Raw genomic sequence first — 17477 nt, 5'->3', positions numbered from 1 at the left:
CATGCGCTGGCTGACCCTGACTCTGGTAACCCTGCTGATCGCCTTGCAATGGCCCTTGTGGTTTGGCAAGGGGAGCTGGCTCAGGGTCTGGCAGCTGGACAAGCAACTGCAGGAACAGCGGGCCGTCACGCAAAAGCTGATAGCCCGCAATGCAGCCCTGGATGCAGAAGTACGTGATCTGAAGCAAGGAACCGACGCAATTGAAGAGAGAGCGCGTAACGAACTTGGTATGATCCGCAATGGTGAGGTATTTTTTCAATTACTGGATCCGGCGACTGCGACAAAACATTGACTAAGCCAGTCCACAATCTCGCCCTCCTGAACTAAGAATAACTATGGCTGGCTATAAAACTTCCAGGGTTTGGTCAATGACAACACAGAATCCGATTGAGGTTGCACGCGAAACGCTCAAACAACTGAGTCTGCGCAAACTGCTGCCAACACCGGAAAATTTCGAGCGCGTCTACCACGAGCTCACACAGACACCGATCGAGCGTGACAACAAACTGGGAACCCAGCTGTTGCGGGCGCTGGAAACCATTCCGGCAGAATCCCCGCAAAGCAAGTCCCTGTTGCTGCGCATCAAACAGGCCACGGAAGAATCCCGCTGGGAACAACTTCCTCAACTGGCTATCGATTTTCTGCGACTGGCACTCACAGAAACCAATCTGGCCCAGACATGGGGCAGCCTGATCCAGAATCTGATCCGCAGCTGGGATTTACGCCTGCCAGACCTGCCGCAGCATCACAAACAGGCCGCACTGGAACGGGTGCTGATCAACTACGGCAATCAACCGGAAGAGCTCAACCTCAAGCTTTCCGCGCTGGTGCGCAACTGGAGCGCCCCTGCTAGCCAGCGGGAAACCATCGACTTGGCAGACGATGCGATATCTGCCGGCACTGGCAATACTGCGCCAGCCATCTCCAGCCAGGACAATAGCTGGCCGCTGTGGCAGCGCACCCTGGCTTTTGCCCTCAAGCACGGCCTGGAGCCGCGTCTTATCAGCATGCCTGACATGGTCGAGTCGCTGGAAGCCTTGATCCGCGAACTCGAGCAGGTCTGCGACGATGCCAGCCTGAATGTCTACATGCCCAAGCTGCGCGGCTTCATGATCAAGCTGGAACTGCAAACCCAGCAGGAAGGCCGTCTGGTATCCGGCCTGACCAATCTGCTGCGCCTGCTGCTGGACAATGTGGCCGAGATCAACCGCTCGGATGACTATCTGGTAGGCCAGGTGCACTCGCTACAGGAAGTCCTGTCACACCAGCCGCTGTCCATGCAGCAGGTTTACCAGCTGGAAACCAGCCTCAAGGAGGTCATCCGCAAGCAAGGCATGCTCAAGAGCACGCTGGATGAAGCCACCAGCTCGCTGCGCACCCTGCTTGACCGTTTCATCTCGCGTCTGGCACAGATGACGGACACGACGGATGATTTTCACAGCAAGATCAGCAAACACAGCGAAAAGCTGAAGAACACCAGCAATGTGGAAGAACTTGGCGGCATTATCGGTGCCCTGATGGAAGACACCTCGCTGATGCAGCTGGATCTGACTCGCTCCCGCGATGAGCTGCTGTCCGCACGCGAACAGGTGGAAGCCGCCGAACAGCGTATTTCCGAATTGGAAAACGCGCTGGAAGCCGCCAGTGCCAAGGTAAAAGAAGACCAGCTGACCGGCGCTTATAACCGCCGCGGCCTCGCAGAGCACTTCCAACGTGAAATCAGCCGGGCCGAACGCACCAACAGCGACCTGAGCGTAGCCCTGATCGACGTCGACAACTTCAAGCAACTTAATGACCGTTACGGCCACTTGACCGGCGACGATGCACTGAAATACCTGGTGGATGTCATCAAGCACAATCTGCGCCCTGCCGACATCGTGGCACGCTTTGGCGGTGAAGAGTTTGTGCTGCTGATGCCGGACACGCCGGTTGATGAAGCCATCGAAACCGTACAACGCCTGCAACGCGAGCTGACACGCACCTTCTTCCTGGCCAATAACGATAGGTTGGTAATCACCTTCAGTGCCGGCATTGCCAAATGGCACCTGGGCGAACAGGACATCGAAGTCATCGAACGAGCCGATCAGGCCATGTATCAGGCCAAAATCAGCGGCAAGAACCGCGTAGTTTCCGCCGAAGCCGAACGGATGATCTGAACGCAATCGCCAGACAATAAAAAACCGGGGATATCCCCGGTTTTTTCATACCTCACCACCCTTGCTCATCCCCTTGCCCGCCTCAGCCCGCTGGCGGCGCACTGCTTTCGGATCTGCCTGCAAAGGGCGGTAGATCTCTACCCGGTCTCCCGCGCGCAATACCGTCTCCGGTTTGATCGCCTTGCTAAAGATGCCCAGCTTAAGACTGTTGCAGTCAATCATGGAAAACTGCGCCAGAATGCCGGACAGCAGTACGGCCTGCTGCGCTGTAGTCCCTGCATCCACCTGCAGCGCAATGATTCGCTGGCGCTGGGGCAAAGCACAGGCTACCTCGACATGAATCCGTTCAGTCATCGCCATACACCTTGTCGGCGTACTTGATGAAGGCATCTACCAGCGTACCGGAAATATGACCAAATACCGGACCAATCACCTTTTCCAGAATTTTGCTGGAAAACTCGTAACGCAGGCTGAACTCCACCTTGCAGCCGAAATCACCCAGCGGGGTAAACTGCCACAAGCCCTGCAAATGCTGGAAAGGTCCTTCTACCAGCTCCATCAGGATGCCCTCTCCATCACGCAAGGTATTGCGCGTGGTGAAATGCTGGCGGATCTTCAGATAATCGATATGCAGGCTGGCCACCTGCTGATCGCCCTCGCGTGAATGCTCTTCCGCCTTGGCACACCAAGGGAGAAAACGCGGGTAATTTTCCACCTTTTCCACCAAGGCAAACATCTGTGCCGGGGTATGGGCAACCAGGACTTTCTTTTCGACAAGCTGCATGGGAAAACCGCACACTGTGCAAAATGGTTCAAGCCCGGCAGTTTACCAAAAGCCATCCGGCCTGTCCGGCTTCTACCCGCATGCAAATTACAAGCCGCTGATTTTCAGGAATTTTGGCCTGGGCGCAGCTTCTGGTAGAATAGCCGATTCCCATTCAAAGCCACGGAAACCTCAGGCGCATGAGCATCATCCAGAACCGCAAAGCCTTCCATGACTATTTCATCGAGGAAGAACTCGAGGCCGGGCTTGTGCTGGAAGGGTGGGAGGTCAAAGCCATCCGTGCCGGACGCATCCAGCTGAAAGAAAGCTATATCGACTGGAAAAATGGTGCGTTCTGGCTGATAGGCTGCCATATCACCGCCCTGCAATCGGCTTCCACCCACGTCAAGCCGGACCCGGTCCGCCCGCGCAAGCTGTTGATGTCCCAATCAGAGATGAACCGCTTCATCGGCAAGGTGGAACGTGCCGGCTACACCATGATGGCGCTGGACCTGCATTACAGCAAAGGCAATATCAAGGCCCAGGTAGGCCTGGCCAAAGGCAAGAAGCTGCACGACAAGCGCGACACGGAAAAAGACCGCGAATGGCAGCGTGAAAAACAACGCTTCATGAAAAACCAGCGAGGTGGCGCATGAAGAAAAGTGCCGCACTGCCCATCGCACTGATTTGCCTGGGCGCGGTATGGTTTCTCAAAAGCACCGCCCTGCTGCCCAACACCAGCACCATGCTGGCGCTGTTGTTGATCATTGCCGGTGTCCTGCTGGGACTGTTTGACGGCCTGAACAAATCCACCCTGGTCAGTTGCCCGCTGCTGGTTTACGCCGGGGCCGCCATCTACCTGCGCGACAATATGGGACTACACATGAGTCATCTGCTGTCGCTGGGCATGGTACTGGCCGGCCTATTGATGTTGCTGTCACGCAGCGACCGAATTCCGGAACGCAGCACACGCTGGCGCTCCCTGCCGGATCAGCAGGATCGCACCTGAAACGGCAAACCATTTACTCATTGAACGACAGGCCCATGGGCCAACGGAACCTACCAAGGACAGGCATGGACAAGATCCTCATTCTCGACTTCGGCTCTCAAGTTACCCAGTTGATTGCCCGCCGCGTACGCGAAGCTCACGTCTACTGTGAGCTTCATTCGTTTGACATGCCGATTGAAGAAATCCGTGCATTCGGCCCCAAGGCCATCATTCTGTCCGGCGGTCCCAACTCGGTATACGAATCCGACTACCAGGCCGACCCGGCGCTGTTCGAACTGGGCATTCCGGTACTGGGCATCTGCTACGGCATGCAGTTCATGGCACAAAGCCTGGGTGGCAAGGTGGAAGCCGGTGACAAACGCGAATTCGGCTACGCCCAGATTCAGGCCCGCCACCACTCCAAGTTGCTGGAAGGCCTGCAAGACCACGTCGACGATGCCGGCAACGGTTTCCTGGATGTGTGGATGAGCCACGGCGACAAGGTTACCACCCTGCCGGCCGGCTTCCATGTCATTGCCGAAACCCCGTCCTGCCCCATCGCCGCCATGGCCGATGAAGATCGTGGCTACTACGGCGTGCAATTCCACCCGGAAGTGACCCACACCAAGCGCGGCACCGAAATGATTCATCGTTTCGTACTGCACGTAGCGGCTTGCAAGCCCAGCTGGACCATGCCCAACTACATCGACGAAGCGGTAAAGAAAATCCGCGAACAGGTTGGTGACGAAGAAGTCATCCTCGGCCTGTCCGGTGGCGTGGACAGCTCGGTCGCTGCCGCGCTGATTCACCGTGCCATCGGCCCGCAACTGACCTGCGTCTTCGTCGACCACGGCCTGTTGCGCCTGAACGAAGGCAAGATGGTGATGGAAATGTTTGCGCAGAACCTGGGCGTGAAGGTCATCCATGTTGATGCCACCGAACAGTTCATGGGCAAGCTGGCTGGCGAAACCGATCCGGAAAAGAAACGCAAGATCATTGGCGGCGAGTTCGTGGAAGTATTCCAGGCTGAATCCAACAAGCTGACCAATGCCAAGTGGCTGGCTCAGGGCACCATTTATCCGGACGTGATCGAATCCGCTGGTGCCAAAACCAAAAAAGCCCACACCATCAAGAGCCACCACAATGTGGGCGGCCTGCCGGAAGACATGAACCTCAAGCTGCTGGAACCGCTGCGCGAGCTGTTCAAGGACGAAGTCCGTCAACTGGGCGTGGCGCTGGGCCTGCCGCACGACATGGTCTACCGTCACCCCTTCCCGGGCCCTGGCTTGGGTGTACGCATCCTGGGTGAAGTGAAAATGGAATACGCCGACCTGCTGCGCCAGGCCGATGCCATCTTCATCGAAGAACTGCGTAATACCGTGGATGAGAAAACCGGCAAGAACTGGTACGACCTCACCAGCCAGGCATTTGCCGTGTTTCTGCCGGTAAAATCGGTTGGCGTGATGGGCGATGGCCGCACTTACGACTACGTGGTTGCCCTGCGTGCCGTGGTCACCAGCGACTTCATGACCGCCCACTGGGCCGAACTGCCTTATTCCCTGCTGGGCCGCGCCTCCAACCGCATCATCAACGAAGTGCGCGGCATCAACCGCGTGGTTTACGATGTGTCAGGCAAACCGCCGGCAACGATTGAGTGGGAGTAAGCACATTCCCGCGTTGATTGTGTGATAGCAATTGAATACAGCCGTCCTTCGGGACGGCTTTTTTATGGTCAGCCAAACCGGATGCCACGTAATATTCAATCAAGATACAGAGATAAAGTATGGCTATTGCCCGATTCAATGGGCGTTCATACGATCAGAAAAATCAGAACAATCACCAGAAACTGATTAGTTATCCCCCTTCAGCCCCACACTATTCTAAGCACTCATTTCACGTCTCACCAATCAAGGAGATGCCTCATGAGTGCTGCACAACATCAGGTCAATACCACTGCAGAGCTTGTTTCCACGCTTGCAGACCTTGCTGTGACACATATTCTCATCACCGCAGAACTAAGCGATGTACCTACCCTGCATCTGCGCCCTGGTCAGAATATTTCTGGCAACAACAAGAATGCAGCACTTCAGTTCCAGGCAGGAGTCGATGGAATATGCTTATCAACTGACAATCAGGTCAATAGCCTGAAAATTAAAACAGATAATGATCGCAGAGCAGTATTTAATGACAGCAGCGTTGTCAGCCTGGGTCGCATATTGCTGCAAAACCTCGACATCACCGGGGTGGTGCAGATACTGGCACGTGACCAGGTTCGTAGCGGCCATGTCGAAGCACACAATATCGATATCGAAATGGCCGATGCCCGCAGTTATGAGCAGCGCCCCAAGGGTTATGGTGTGGAGGTCATTCCTGGTGCCTTTACCCTATGGAATCAACAGCCTGATAGCACCGTTACCATTACCGCCGACATGACCGGCCTTGCCGCAGGTCGTCTAGGCGCACCGGTACGGGGCAGCGGCATTTTTGTCAGCGGGGCCGGCGATATCGGTGGCCGACTTGTTGCTCGGCGTCTGGAAACCAATGCAGTTTACAGCGATGGCGGTATCGCACCCGGCACCCCGGACCGCATTACCGGGGGGGTATTTACGGTTTATGGTGCCTTTGTTGACCGGGTAATCAATCATGGCCCGGTGGTAACTTATGGCCCCAACGATATGGTACTGGACAACTGGGGGGCCGTAGAGCAATGGATTGCCGAAGGTAAGGTGACTTCCTTTGGTGCCAGCGGCATCGGTTTTGTCAACTTCGGTACCATCGGTTCACTGCAGATCAATGCAGAGATTGAAACCTTCGGCCAAGGTGCACGCGGCTTCAATGTCTATACCGGGACCGTTCGTCAGGCTGAATTCGACCGCATCATCACCCATGCCGATGGTGCCGTTGGTATCCAGATCAGCAAACCGGTGGGCAGCATCAAGGTAAGACATGGCATTGAGACTTTTGGTGGTACCGGACAATCACTGGTCAAGGGGGTTGTTACTACCCTGTCTGCAATTGCTCTGAGCATCAAGCCTGGTGGCTCGGTGCAAAGGGTGGAAATTGCCGGGGGTCTCATTTGCCACGGCAATGGCATTAACCCGCTTGAAATGCATGGTGCCATTGAAACACTGGAAATCAGCGGTACAACCAAGAATACCAGTGGCGGTTTTGACCAGATCTGACATTTCCGACCCGACACTTAACAGGAAAACAGCCATGACAAGTGAAACCATCCGCGATGCCAAGACCGATCACCTGCTCACACCGCAAAATGCAGCGTTTATCATCATCGATTATCAGCCAGTACAAGTTAACTCGATTGCCTCGATGGATAGGCAATTACTGATCAACAACATCGTTGGCACCGCCAAAACTGCTGTCGCCTTTGGTTTACCGATTGTCCATACCACAGTCAATGTAACAAGCGGCCTCAACAAACCACCGATTGCACAACTGCGCCATGTCCTGGGCGACTACCCAACCTACGATCGCACCACGATCAACTCTTGGGAGGACATCGAATTTCGCCAGGCGGTGGAAGCCACGGGACGCAAAAAACTGGTGATGACCGCACTATGGACCGAAGCCTGTCTTACCTTTCCGGCACTGGATGCCCTGGCGGCAGGTTATGAAGTATATGTGGTGGCGGATGCGGTCGGAGGCACATCACGCACGGCACATGAAATGGCCCTGCGCCGGATTGAACAGGCTGGTGGCAAACTGATCAGTCTCACTCAGTTGCTATGCGAACTGCAGCGCGACTGGAAACGCACGGCAACTGTGCAGGACTTCATGGATATATTCATTCAAACCGGGGGCACCATGGGCATACAGCTATCTTATGACCGTGACTGACCCTCAAAGCAGCGAGCGGGTAAGTCATCCAACGGGCCATCCCTTGATGGCCTCAACCAGGCTATCCGCTTAGCTGCCCGGTGCAGTACGGAGCAATTGCAATGCCTTCTTGTATTTCCGGTGTGCAAACCGTGCGGCATAGAGACCAAGAATCAGGCCGACACGGCCATCTTTCCAGTTGCCACTCTTGACGTACCACTTGAAAAACGCACCAACCGGGCTGGTCCACTGCCGCAGGGCAAAGTTCTTGCGTGTATGCATGCGTGCCAGATCACTGGCATCCAGATTGGTGTACAAATCCAGCTTACGATTGATCTCCGCCATGGAGTGGAAAGTCTGGTGCTTGATCGGCAACGCAATCCGGCCACGGCTACGGTAGCCGACAAAGTCTTCATGCACCGCTTGCTCAGACAAACGCACACGGTTTTTCTCGATGATACGCACCGGGTAATCCGGACAACCGACCGGATACAGAGCATGTACCTGCTTACCCATCACAATCCAGTCACGCTGGATGGCATAGGCATCGTGCTGAAACCCGTTCTGCTTGAGCTGCTGGATGTGGGCCACCAACTCCGGACTGGGGATCTCGTCGCTATCCAGGAAAAAAACGTGGTCATGGCGACATTGCTGCTGGGCAAAATCTCGCTGCTGACGAAAATCATCAAACTTCCGATACACCACTCGTGCGCCACATTGTTGCGCAATTTCTACCGTACGATCCTGGCTACCGCTGTCGACAACCAGCAGATCGTCAGCCAAATCGGCTACTGCATGCAAGATGGCTTGCAGATATTTTTCACTATTGAAAGTCAGTACATAGATTGACAACGGCGTCATGTAGTCTTGCCCATTCGGAAACGGATCTGCCTATGCTGCGGTCCCACCCAGCCATATGGCACCTGGGCTTGCCATCAGCATCAAAGGCAGAGGGAGTGTGAATTTTTTGAGCATTATCCGTAATACGCGAAGCAGTAACAATTCATATCTTGTCATGCAAGCCAGGCTTGCTTCTCCGCACAGTCTAGTAAGCAATTAAGAAACCATCAGCCACTGTTGCGGCAGGGCAAATCACAATCCATTGGCAATTGACGCGCTGCAGTACCACTGATACGGTCAACAAGTGCCATGCCCGCATGGGAACCATCCGTTTTGCATTGCAGTCTGTATTTGTTTACCCGTTTCAATCTCACCGAGGAAATAACCATGTCCGAAGCTGCACTGAATCAGGAAAAAGAACAACTGCTGGATGACGTACGCCAGGTTTTGTCCAGTACCGAGGATTTGCTCGGCGCTGCCGGTGATGAAGGCGGCGAAAAGGGGCGCGAACTACGCAAACGTCTGAGTGAAAACATCAAGCTGGCCAAGGCTCGGTTGCTGGAGGCGGAAAAGGTCGTGGTCGGCAAGGCCAAAGTTGCCGCCAAGGCAACTGATGACTATGTACATGAAAATCCGTGGAAATCCATCGGCATTGCAGCAGGGGTAGGCTTTTTGCTGGGCATGCTGGTTTCACGCCGCTAAGCCGCTTTCCACCACATGCCCGATTCCACCAAGTGCCCGCCCCGCCCAGGCAGCATCAGCTCGCTGATGAGCGGGGTATTCTCTCTGTTGCTTACCCGCTTCGAGCTATTTTTGCTGGAAGCGGAAGAGCAGAAAGACAACCTGCTGCTGAGCCTGCTGCTGGGCGGGCTGGCACTAATCCTGCTGCTGCTGGCCCTGTTGTGTGGATTGCTGCTGATTCTGGTGCTTACCCCTGAGTCATCCCGGGCACTGGTGCTGGGTGCACTGACGCTGCTTAGCCTGGCCGCTGCGCTGGGCTTGCTGTGGCATGTGCGTCAGCGTGCTTATCGCAGCCCGGCACCGTTTGCCGACACAGTGGCCGAAGTCCGCAAGGACTGGACCAGCCTGAGCGGGAGAAGGTGACATGAAACCCCAAGACCGTGCCATCAAGAAGCAGCTGTTACTGATGAAGGGCGAGGTGTTGCGCGTGAAGCTGACCCTGGAGCTGGAACAGCTGCGTCAACACCCGCTGGGTATGGCCGGAAAAGGTTTTATGGCCTTTACCGGCGGAGGTCGCACCGCCAGCCTGTTGTCCTCGCTGGCCAATATACTACCTTCGGAATCTGTACGCCGCTGGCTGCGCCGTGGCACCAGAATGTTGCTGATGTGGAAGCTGGTCAGTAAATTCTGGGCATCCCGTTGAAACAGCTGGCGCGCACTATGCTTTTTCTTCAGGCCTGACCGTTTACGCCAGCACTGCCGACATCTACACCATTGCTGCCATCCGTACCGCTGCCGGCAAGTTCTACCTGCAGGTTCAGTTCTCCTTCGGCATTATTGCTGCCTCCGTTCAACATATTCGTGATAGCCGCCATATCCTTGCTGCTGTCATCCAGCCATTTTTTCAGCGACTCATCCTGCGTCTGTTGTTGGCGCTGTCGCAGCCACTGTTGAATGGCCTTGATACTGTTGATCAGCGTCTGCAACTCCATATTGCCGCTCAAGCCAGTTGCCACTCCGTTGCCAGCTGGCATATTGCCTGCATCCGCAACGCTGCTGGTGGATGCGGTATCAGTGCCGTCTGATGATTCTTTGTTTCCACTGTCCCCTGCCATGGATTGCTCCGGAGTAGTCGCCGACGCGGAAGCGACATCCCCTGTTGCAGCAGTATCCGCACCGGTTTGCCCATTGCCGGCAGCAGCCATGCTCACATTCACCGTCATGCCCTGTGGCTGAGCCTGGCCGGTTGCATTGGCAACCATCTGCCGTAATTCAGCACTGATCTGCTTGAGCTGCATGGCAATGGCACGCAGGCCGGCTTTGTCCCGCCCCACCAGCAACAGCATCTGGCGCAGGTTCTTCACCCTCTCTTTCAGCATCTCCATACGACCGGCATCCAGCGGCTGATTGGTACTCTGTTTGCTGCTCTGGGCCTGCTTCTGCAGCGCAGCCTGTTGCTGCCGCCATTGGTTGAGGGCCTGCTGCAAGGACTGACTCAGCGCCTGACGGGTATTGTCCTGTACAGCAGGCGTCATTCCCGGCAACACCGGTGTATCCGCACTATTGGTCGCCATAGCCTGTCCTTTGCCGGAGGCGGCAGAGACCGGGGCATTGTCTCTGGCATCGGCCCGCGCAAGACTCGGAGTCAAATACTGGATGGAAAGCATGCTGGCAGCTACCACAGTGATGTCTTTACCTGATTCTATCGGCATATTTGTTTGATTCTTTAACGCACTGCTATAGGTCCTGCCACCGAAAACGCTAAAATAGATAAACTACCCACTGCAACCCCGCTGCCATGCTCTCCCCCACCGACACCCTGCTTGCTACGCCTCCTCTGCCCCCAGCTGCAGTGCAATGGTTGCGGCAAATCGGCATCAATACGCGTGACCAGCTAGTGCAAAACGGCAGTGTGACCACCTTTTTGCAGCTGAAAGCAGCTGGCCACACGGCTACCCGGCGCTTACTGTTTGCACTGGAAGCTGCTGCGCGTGGTGTGCACTGGTCTCAACTGGGAGATGCTGACAGGGAAAGGCTGATCCAGATGCTGGCAAGCCATCCGCCCGTTGCCCTTCCTCCAGCAGCAGAAGAAATTGCCAGCTTCATGCAACAAGCCATGCAGCTGGCCAGCCTGGCGGCCGCAAGCGGGGAAGTACCGGTCGGGGCGGTGGTGGTCAGAAATGGGCAGATTATTGGCCGCGGTTTTAACCAGCCAGTGGGCTTGTCCGATCCATCGGCACATGCCGAAATGCAGGCCTTGCGCGATGCCGCCAGACATGCGGGTAATTACCGACTGGACGACTGCGATCTATATGTCACACTCGAACCCTGTGTCATGTGCAGCGGTGCCATCCTGCATGCCCGTATTGGCAGGGTGATCTTTGGTGCCAGCGAACCGCGTACCGGAGCCGCCGGCAGCGTACTGAACCTGTTTGCCATGTCACAACTCAATCACCATACGGCCATATGGGGTGGACAGCAGGCAGCGGCATGCAGCCAGCAGTTAAGTGATTTTTTTCGGCAACGCCGTGAGCAGGAGACATGAAATGGCACGAAGCTTGCTGGACAAGCTACGCACCGGAGCAAGCATCAGCCTGTTGTCACAGGCATTGCTGGCATCTCCTCCAGATGCAACAGATCCGGCGGCTTTTATTTTGCAGACAGAACAGGACGCTCCCTTGCAAGCCACCCGTGCCAATGCACGGCACTATGGCCAACCCTGGATTTTGGTTGGAATACGCAGCCAGTCGCTGATTCTGTTTGATGAATGGGGCCGTCAGCAGCAGCACTATATTGTTTCCACAGCACGACGCGGGGCCGGCGAACAGGCCAACAGCTACCAGACCCCGCGGGGCTGGCACCATGTATGTGAAAAACTGGGAGCGGGAGCCGAACCCAATACCATCATCTTTCGTCGCCGGGTAACTCCATGGAAGTACACGGCGGAGCTGCACCAGCAGTATCCGGAAAAAGACTGGATTCTCACCCGCATCCTGTGGCTGTGCGGCGATGAGGCCGGCCGGAATCAGGGGGGTAATGTCGACAGCTACGACCGAGCCATCTACCTGCATGGCGCAGGCGATCATGTTGCCTTTGGCACCCCTACTTCACTGGGTTGTGTGCGGATGAAGAATCCGGACATCATCCAGCTATTTGACCAAACGCCCAATGGCACAGACATTTTGATAGACGAGAATTCCTGAACATCATGCACGCAGCACTCAACCTCACCACACCAGCCTTGCTGTTTCCCGCCATTTCGCTACTTTTGCTAGCCTATACCAACCGTTTTCTCGGCTTGGCCAGCATCATTCGCAATCTGTACACCGATTACAAGACAGAGCAGAACCCGAAGATCCTGCTGCAGATCGGTAATCTGCGTACCCGTATCCAGCTGATCAAATGGATGCAATTCCTCGGCATAGGCAGTCTGTTTCTTTGCAGCATGGCCATGTTCCAGATCTATACCGGCTGGCAGCAGCTGGGAGAAATGTCATTTGGCATCAGCCTGCTGCTGATGATTGCCTCCCTGGCCACCTCGCTGTGGGAATTGGTACGCTCGTCCGATGCGCTGAATATCCTGCTGTCCGACCTGGAAGCGGAATCACATCGCCAGCAAAAGTGAACACCGCCGGATGTCGATGAAAAAAACCGGCAATGCCGGTTTTTTTTGACTCAGCCCGGCTTGCGGCCGGCAAGGAAATGTAGCGGCATGTTGACCCGACGCACCAAGGCAGGATCTCCCCAGCCACGCAGCAGACGCTGGCGTGCATCATCCAGCACATGATGACCCAGGCTTTGCACGCACAGCTTGGTCGCCGACCAGGTGTGGAGATAACCCAGCAACTGCTCCAGATTCCAGTGCATGACAATCTGGTAGACCGGGGTAGCAATGGCAGGCAGGGGCATGCTGACGTCCCGGTAGCCATCCCACAACAACTGGCTGCAACTGGACCAGAACGGTTCGATCACCGCACGGAAAAAGCGCATGGCATCATCCACTTCCGGCGAAACCTGAAACCAGTCGTAGCCCCATGCGGCAAACACGCCACCGGGCTTGAGGGTTCTTTCCACATGCGGCCAGAAACGCTGGAAATCGAACCAGTGCAAAGACTGGGCAACCGTGATCAGCTCAAATACGGCATCGCCATAGGGCGGATGCTCCACCGCACATTCCAGATACATGATATTGGCTGCCTGCTCGGCCGCATCAAGCTGGCTGTGGTTGATATCGCAGGCATCAACCCGGCCAAACAGGCGAGATAGCTGTACTGCCGCCTGACCGGTGCCTGTAGCACAGTCCCAGGCACGTTGATGGCCGGGAACCGCAGCCTGCAACCAGCGAAACAGCATGTCCGGATATTGCGGACGGTAGCGCGCATATTGGTCTGACTGCAGGTCGAAGGTGGCAATGGCACGCGTATCCATGATTGGGCTCAAATGAACACTCACTCGGGTAAACGGTGCGCTGGACTATTCCGCGTCACCCCTTGGATGCAAGGTGTTAATGATAATAGCATTGTGCATGCCATTTAATTTCAATTAATTTCTTTTGAAAGATAAAGTTTAAACAAGTCAAATAACTAATCACAAACCATAAGCAAGCAGGCTACATCAGCGGCATGGCACACATGTATTGTGATCATTGGTTTCTTATCGGCAGCAGCAGGCAATTCTTGTAGCTGCCTGTGTAACAGAGTGCAAACCGCATTGCCGCAGCAACTACTGCGTCCAGATGCGATTTACTTGCTGGCCTGACGGCGACGGGCAGCCAGCCATTGGTCCAGTTTACCGGCAAACTGTTGCCGGTCCGCCTGGCTGAATGGCGGAGGACCACCACTCTGGATACCACTGGCACGCATGGTTTCCATAAAGTCACGCATGGTCAGCAGACCGGCAATGGTTTCCCTGGAATAGGCTTCACCGCGAAAATTGACTGCAGCAACACCCTTGGCCAGCACTTCGGCAGCCAGCGGGATATCACCGGTGACCAGCAAGTCATCTGCCACACATTGCCGAGCAATTTCGGCATCGGCCACATCAAAACCCTTGGCCACCACGATGGCACGCAGATAGGGACTGGCAGGCAAGGCAGTCAGGCGATTGGCCACAAATACGGCCGATGTTGCCGTACGCTGGGCCGCACGGCAGATGATGTCGCGGATGACCGCAGGGCAGGCATCGGCATCAACCCAGATAGTCATGGCATGCGCTTTGACAAAAATGAAGGTGCGGCAAGCCTACAACAGTCCGGCTTGTCTGCCCATGTCAATCTGTTAAAGTCGACAGATTCATTACCAAGCTAATGGCATAAACTGTTCAGGCACTCTATAGTAGCCGGACATGCATATGCTTACGCTACAGGCAGGTATCCACCCTGCCCCCTTCTCCCACAAGGTTTGTTGAATGACCCGCGCGCTGACTATTCTGGTTGCCGAAGATAGCCCGACCTCGCGTCAGATCCTGATCGACTACATCCGCCTGCTGGGCCACGAGGCCGTAGCCGTATGCAATGGCCAGGAAGCCGTGGATTTCTGTCAGCAACAAAGGCCGGATGTCATCTTCATGGATGTCACCATGCCGGTGATGGATGGTTTTGCCGCCACCAGCGCCATCCGGAGACTGTTGGGAGAACACTGGATTCCCATCATTTTCCTGACTTCGCTGACCGACCGCAGCCAACTGCTGCGTGGACTGGCGATGGGGGCCGATGATTACCTGACCAAACCGATAGATCTGGATATCCTGACTGCAAAACTGCATGTGCTGATCCGTATTTCGGACATGCAGCAGCGCATTGCACAGGATAGCGAACGGCTGGAAGCGTACTACCGCATCAATGAGCAGGAGCAGATGTTTGCCCAGATGGTGCTGGACCGCTTTACCCGCCGCGCCGAGCAGACACCGCCCAATATCCAGCAATGGCAGCGTCCGGCAATGAACTTCAGCGGCGATACCATCTGCATCCGGCGCAGCCAGCCGGGACTGGATCGCATCATGCTGGCAGACAGCACCGGCCATGGTCTGGCAGCAGCCATCTGCGGCCTGCCGGCGGTGGATACTTTCTTTGCCATGAGCGATCGCAATCTGCCGGTGCAGGAGATTGCCCGGACGATCAACCGCAAGCTGCATACCATCCTGCCTATTGGCCGCTTCGTGGCCGCGGCGCTGATCGAGGTGGATTACCAGCTACGCCGCATCGCGGTGTGGAACGGCGGCATTCCCTGTGCCATGTATGTAGGCAGAAATGGCGAGGTGCTGCGCTCTTTCGCCTCCAGGTCTCCTCCGCTGGGCATTTTGCCGGACAGTGATTTCGAATCCACGCTCGACTACTTCAGTTGGCAGGAAAGCGGTGCACTGGTCGTATGCTCGGACGGCGTGACTGAAGCCTACAATGCCGATCGCCACCCCTTCGGTCTGGACGGCATACTGGAGGCCATGCGCAAGGCCGGTTCGCAGGACATTCAGGGGGCGATCACCCAGGCAGTGAACCAGCATCTGGCCGGCAGCGAAAACCACGACGATATTTCTCTGGTGGTTGTACGCTGCCCCTGAAACCCCACCTGCCAGCTGGCTATCCTGGCAATCCGCAACCGTCTGCAGTGCAAAGTGATGCCTCGGTGGCCTCCCCACTCCCCAGTACGCCCTGCAACGCCGCAGTAAATGCTTGTGGCTGGCCCAGCCAGGGGGAAACGTCCACCCTCTGCAACTGACCATCCCGCTCCAGCAAAAGACTGGGAAAACCCTGCATGCCATATTGCTGCATCAAATGGCGGCTGTCTTGGATATGCAGCTCAGCCAGGCTGAGCTGCCGTTCCAGCTCGACAGCAAATCCAGCCGGATCCAGCCCTTGCTCCTGCGCTATCATCCGCAGGACTAGGGTATCGGCAATGCGCAGGCCGCGCTGGTAGTGTGCCCGCTGCAAGGCAGACAGCATGGCAAGTGCGACCAAGCCCAGTTTTTCTGCCGCCAGAATGGCGGCAATGGGTGGAGTGGAATCGAATATCGCACTGCCATCACGTAGCAGGCCGTCAAAATAGGCGTCACCAAACAGCAAGCCGGTGATGCTGGCAATACGCTGGTCGTGCGGCATCACGTAATCGCGCAGGGCCGGCGTAACTGCCTGGCGACGGCTACCGCTCATCATGCCGCCGGCGTGCAGCGCCAGGTTAAGACCGGGCAGCGCCGCAGCAGCCTGCAACAGGGGTGATGCGGCATAACACCAGCCGCACAGCGGGTCGTAAAAGTAATGTAGTGTAGTGTTTACCATTTCATTTCACCTTTGTTGACCTTGGCCCCGATCTCCAGTGACAGCGCTTCACCAGCTTGGGGAAAAGCCTGCTGCATATGCTGGATCAGCTCCGCGCTAGTGGCCGAAACGGCCAGATTCTGTTCAAACTGCTGCAAATAACTGCGGGTGAAGCGGATGCTGGCAAGGCCAGTGGGCGCATCGGCTGCCATGTGGCCGGGGATCACCTGCTTCGGCTGCAGCGCCTCCATTTCATTCAGCTGGCTGAGCCAGGCCTGGCGCTCCTGCTTGCTCTGGGTATCGGCCGTCCACACATGCAGGCCGGACACCACGCCGATATTACCGACAATCGCCCGGATGGACGGAATCCACACATAGCCGCGATGCGCCAGCAACCCGGAAGTGCCGCGCACCTCGATGGCCTGCCCTTCCAGCGTCAGTTGGCTGCCCTTGAGTGGCTTGGGCAGGGTCAGCGGAGCCTGTGGTGCATTGGTGCCCATTTTCGGCCCCCAGAATGCCACCTTGCCAGCAATATTGCTCTTGATGCGCGCCAGCGTGGGGGCAGCAGCCAGCAACTCAGCCTGCGGGAAAATCTGCTTGAGCACGGTGGCACCAAAATAGTAGTCCGGGTCCGCCTGGCTGATATAAATGGCCTTCAGCGTCTTGCCACTATCCAGCACCCTGGCGGCAATACGGTAGGCATCGGCACGCGTGAAGCCACTGTCGATCAGCACGGCATCTTTTTCGCCGCTGACCAACACCGAAGTGACATTGAAGCTGTTTTCATCGGCCTGATACACCGATAATTTGAGCGCGTCCGCGGCCTGGGCAGCGCTGCCAAGCAGGCCGGATGACAGCAAAAGGGACAGGAAAACAGTAGAAGTGCGCGGCATGATCGGCTCCGGATGGCGCAGGGTAAAACCAGCGCCTGATTGATGATGGAGCGTACTTTAGCGCCAAAAATCG

Annotated in this window: 22 protein-coding genes; 14 read left to right on the top strand and 8 right to left on the bottom strand. The window is 56.1% G+C overall.

Annotated elements, in window-relative coordinates; translation table 11 throughout:
* Position 1: 1 nt before the first annotated feature.
* Positions 2-292, top strand: coding sequence for a cell division protein FtsB (ftsB, locus tag GSR16_RS04260; RefSeq protein WP_045847413.1), 291 nt, complete (start codon positions 2-4; stop codon positions 290-292).
* A gap of 76 nt (positions 293-368) precedes the next feature.
* Complete coding sequence (locus GSR16_RS04255) at positions 369-2156, top strand: GGDEF domain-containing protein (RefSeq protein ID WP_159875300.1); 1788 nt, start codon at positions 369-371, stop codon at positions 2154-2156.
* A 45-nt stretch (positions 2157-2201) separates the two neighbouring features.
* Here GSR16_RS04255 and GSR16_RS04250 read toward each other — a convergent pair whose 3' ends face one another.
* On the bottom strand, positions 2202-2510 hold the full coding sequence (locus GSR16_RS04250; RefSeq protein WP_159875299.1) for an RnfH family protein: 309 nt from the start codon (positions 2508-2510) through the stop codon (positions 2202-2204).
* Positions 2503-2940 (bottom strand): type II toxin-antitoxin system RatA family toxin, encoded by a 438-nt coding sequence (locus tag GSR16_RS04245; RefSeq protein ID WP_159875298.1) that lies wholly within the window; start codon positions 2938-2940, stop codon positions 2503-2505. Before GSR16_RS04245 ends, GSR16_RS04250 begins: the two co-directional genes overlap by 8 nt.
* A 179-nt stretch (positions 2941-3119) precedes the next feature.
* Between GSR16_RS04245 and smpB the strand changes: the two genes are divergently transcribed.
* The 5 genes from smpB (at position 3120) to GSR16_RS04220 (ending at position 7762) form a co-directional block, all read left to right on the top strand.
* Positions 3120-3575 (top strand): SsrA-binding protein SmpB, encoded by a 456-nt coding sequence (smpB, locus tag GSR16_RS04240; RefSeq protein ID WP_159875297.1) that lies wholly within the window; start codon positions 3120-3122, stop codon positions 3573-3575.
* Positions 3572-3928 carry a LiaF transmembrane domain-containing protein gene (locus GSR16_RS04235; protein ID WP_159875296.1) on the top strand — a complete coding sequence of 119 codons (357 nt, stop codon included), beginning with the start codon at positions 3572-3574 and terminating at the stop codon, positions 3926-3928. The genes smpB and GSR16_RS04235 overlap by 4 nt, the downstream gene beginning before the upstream one ends.
* Positions 3929-3993: 65 nt before the next feature.
* Positions 3994-5571 (top strand): glutamine-hydrolyzing GMP synthase, encoded by a 1578-nt coding sequence (guaA, locus tag GSR16_RS04230; RefSeq protein ID WP_159875295.1) that lies wholly within the window; start codon positions 3994-3996, stop codon positions 5569-5571.
* Positions 5572-6123: 552 nt separating this feature from the next.
* The gene (locus GSR16_RS04225) at positions 6124-7089 is read left to right on the top strand and encodes a hypothetical protein (protein ID WP_159875294.1); all 966 of its coding nucleotides are present in this window, start codon (positions 6124-6126) and stop codon (positions 7087-7089) included.
* Between the two features lie 34 nt (positions 7090-7123).
* On the top strand, positions 7124-7762 hold the full coding sequence (locus tag GSR16_RS04220) for a hydrolase (protein ID WP_159875293.1): 639 nt from the start codon (positions 7124-7126) through the stop codon (positions 7760-7762).
* 69 nt (positions 7763-7831) lie between these two features.
* On the opposite strand, the gene GSR16_RS04215 is transcribed toward GSR16_RS04220, so the two are convergent.
* A complete protein-coding gene (locus tag GSR16_RS04215; RefSeq protein WP_159875292.1) occupies positions 7832-8602 on the bottom strand; it encodes a glycosyltransferase family 2 protein in 771 nt (256 codons plus the stop codon).
* 366 nt (positions 8603-8968) lie between these two features.
* On the opposite strand from GSR16_RS04215, the gene GSR16_RS04210 reads away from it, so the two are divergent.
* From GSR16_RS04210 to GSR16_RS04200, 3 genes are read left to right on the top strand one after another with little or no spacing between them, the layout of a single operon-like run.
* Positions 8969-9283 carry an ElaB/YgaM/YqjD family protein gene (locus GSR16_RS04210; RefSeq protein ID WP_159875291.1) on the top strand — a complete coding sequence of 105 codons (315 nt, stop codon included), beginning with the start codon at positions 8969-8971 and terminating at the stop codon, positions 9281-9283.
* Between the two features lie 15 nt (positions 9284-9298).
* Positions 9299-9685 carry a phage holin family protein gene (locus tag GSR16_RS04205; protein WP_159875290.1) on the top strand — a complete coding sequence of 129 codons (387 nt, stop codon included), beginning with the start codon at positions 9299-9301 and terminating at the stop codon, positions 9683-9685.
* Between the two features lies 1 nt (position 9686).
* Complete coding sequence (locus tag GSR16_RS04200) at positions 9687-9965, top strand: hypothetical protein (protein ID WP_159875289.1); 279 nt, start codon at positions 9687-9689, stop codon at positions 9963-9965.
* A gap of 28 nt (positions 9966-9993) precedes the next feature.
* Here the strand turns inward: GSR16_RS04200 and GSR16_RS04195 are convergent, their stop codons facing one another.
* Positions 9994-10836 carry a hypothetical protein gene (locus GSR16_RS04195; protein ID WP_159875288.1) on the bottom strand — a complete coding sequence of 281 codons (843 nt, stop codon included), beginning with the start codon at positions 10834-10836 and terminating at the stop codon, positions 9994-9996.
* 224 nt (positions 10837-11060) lie between these two features.
* Between GSR16_RS04195 and tadA the strand changes: the two genes are divergently transcribed.
* The 3 genes from tadA to GSR16_RS04180 are packed head-to-tail and all read left to right on the top strand — an operon-like array spanning position 11061 to position 12887.
* Positions 11061-11807 (top strand): tRNA adenosine(34) deaminase TadA, encoded by a 747-nt coding sequence (tadA, locus tag GSR16_RS04190; RefSeq protein WP_159875287.1) that lies wholly within the window; start codon positions 11061-11063, stop codon positions 11805-11807.
* 1 nt (position 11808) lies between these two features.
* A complete protein-coding gene (locus GSR16_RS04185) occupies positions 11809-12465 on the top strand; it encodes a L,D-transpeptidase (RefSeq protein ID WP_159875286.1) in 657 nt (218 codons plus the stop codon).
* 5 nt (positions 12466-12470) lie between these two features.
* Entirely contained in the window at positions 12471-12887 is a 417-nt protein-coding gene (locus GSR16_RS04180; RefSeq protein WP_159875285.1) for a DUF2721 domain-containing protein, read from the top strand.
* 50 nt (positions 12888-12937) lie between these two features.
* Here the strand turns inward: GSR16_RS04180 and GSR16_RS04175 are convergent, their stop codons facing one another.
* Together GSR16_RS04175 and GSR16_RS04170 are read right to left on the bottom strand one after the other, a co-directional pair.
* Complete coding sequence (locus GSR16_RS04175; protein WP_159875284.1) at positions 12938-13690, bottom strand: class I SAM-dependent methyltransferase; 753 nt, start codon at positions 13688-13690, stop codon at positions 12938-12940.
* A gap of 314 nt (positions 13691-14004) precedes the next feature.
* A complete protein-coding gene (locus GSR16_RS04170; protein ID WP_159875283.1) occupies positions 14005-14466 on the bottom strand; it encodes a YaiI/YqxD family protein in 462 nt (153 codons plus the stop codon).
* Positions 14467-14668: 202 nt separating this feature from the next.
* Here GSR16_RS04170 and GSR16_RS04165 point away from each other — a divergent pair, with 202 nt between their 5' ends.
* Complete coding sequence (locus GSR16_RS04165; protein WP_159875282.1) at positions 14669-15817, top strand: PP2C family protein-serine/threonine phosphatase; 1149 nt, start codon at positions 14669-14671, stop codon at positions 15815-15817.
* A 19-nt stretch (positions 15818-15836) separates the two neighbouring features.
* Here GSR16_RS04165 and GSR16_RS04160 read toward each other — a convergent pair whose 3' ends face one another.
* Positions 15837-16532 (bottom strand): DsbA family protein, encoded by a 696-nt coding sequence (locus GSR16_RS04160; RefSeq protein ID WP_159875281.1) that lies wholly within the window; start codon positions 16530-16532, stop codon positions 15837-15839.
* Entirely contained in the window at positions 16526-17404 is an 879-nt protein-coding gene (locus tag GSR16_RS04155; protein ID WP_159875280.1) for an MBL fold metallo-hydrolase, read from the bottom strand. Before GSR16_RS04155 ends, GSR16_RS04160 begins: the two co-directional genes overlap by 7 nt.
* Positions 17405-17477: the final 73 nt, after the last annotated feature.

Origin of the sequence: Aquitalea denitrificans, from assembly GCF_009856625.1 — a bacterium.
GTDB classification, from domain to species: Bacteria; Pseudomonadota; Gammaproteobacteria; order Burkholderiales; family Chromobacteriaceae; genus Aquitalea; species Aquitalea denitrificans.
The sequence above is the reverse complement of the archived record's forward strand: the minus strand, read 5'-3'. Positions and strand labels throughout refer to the sequence as shown.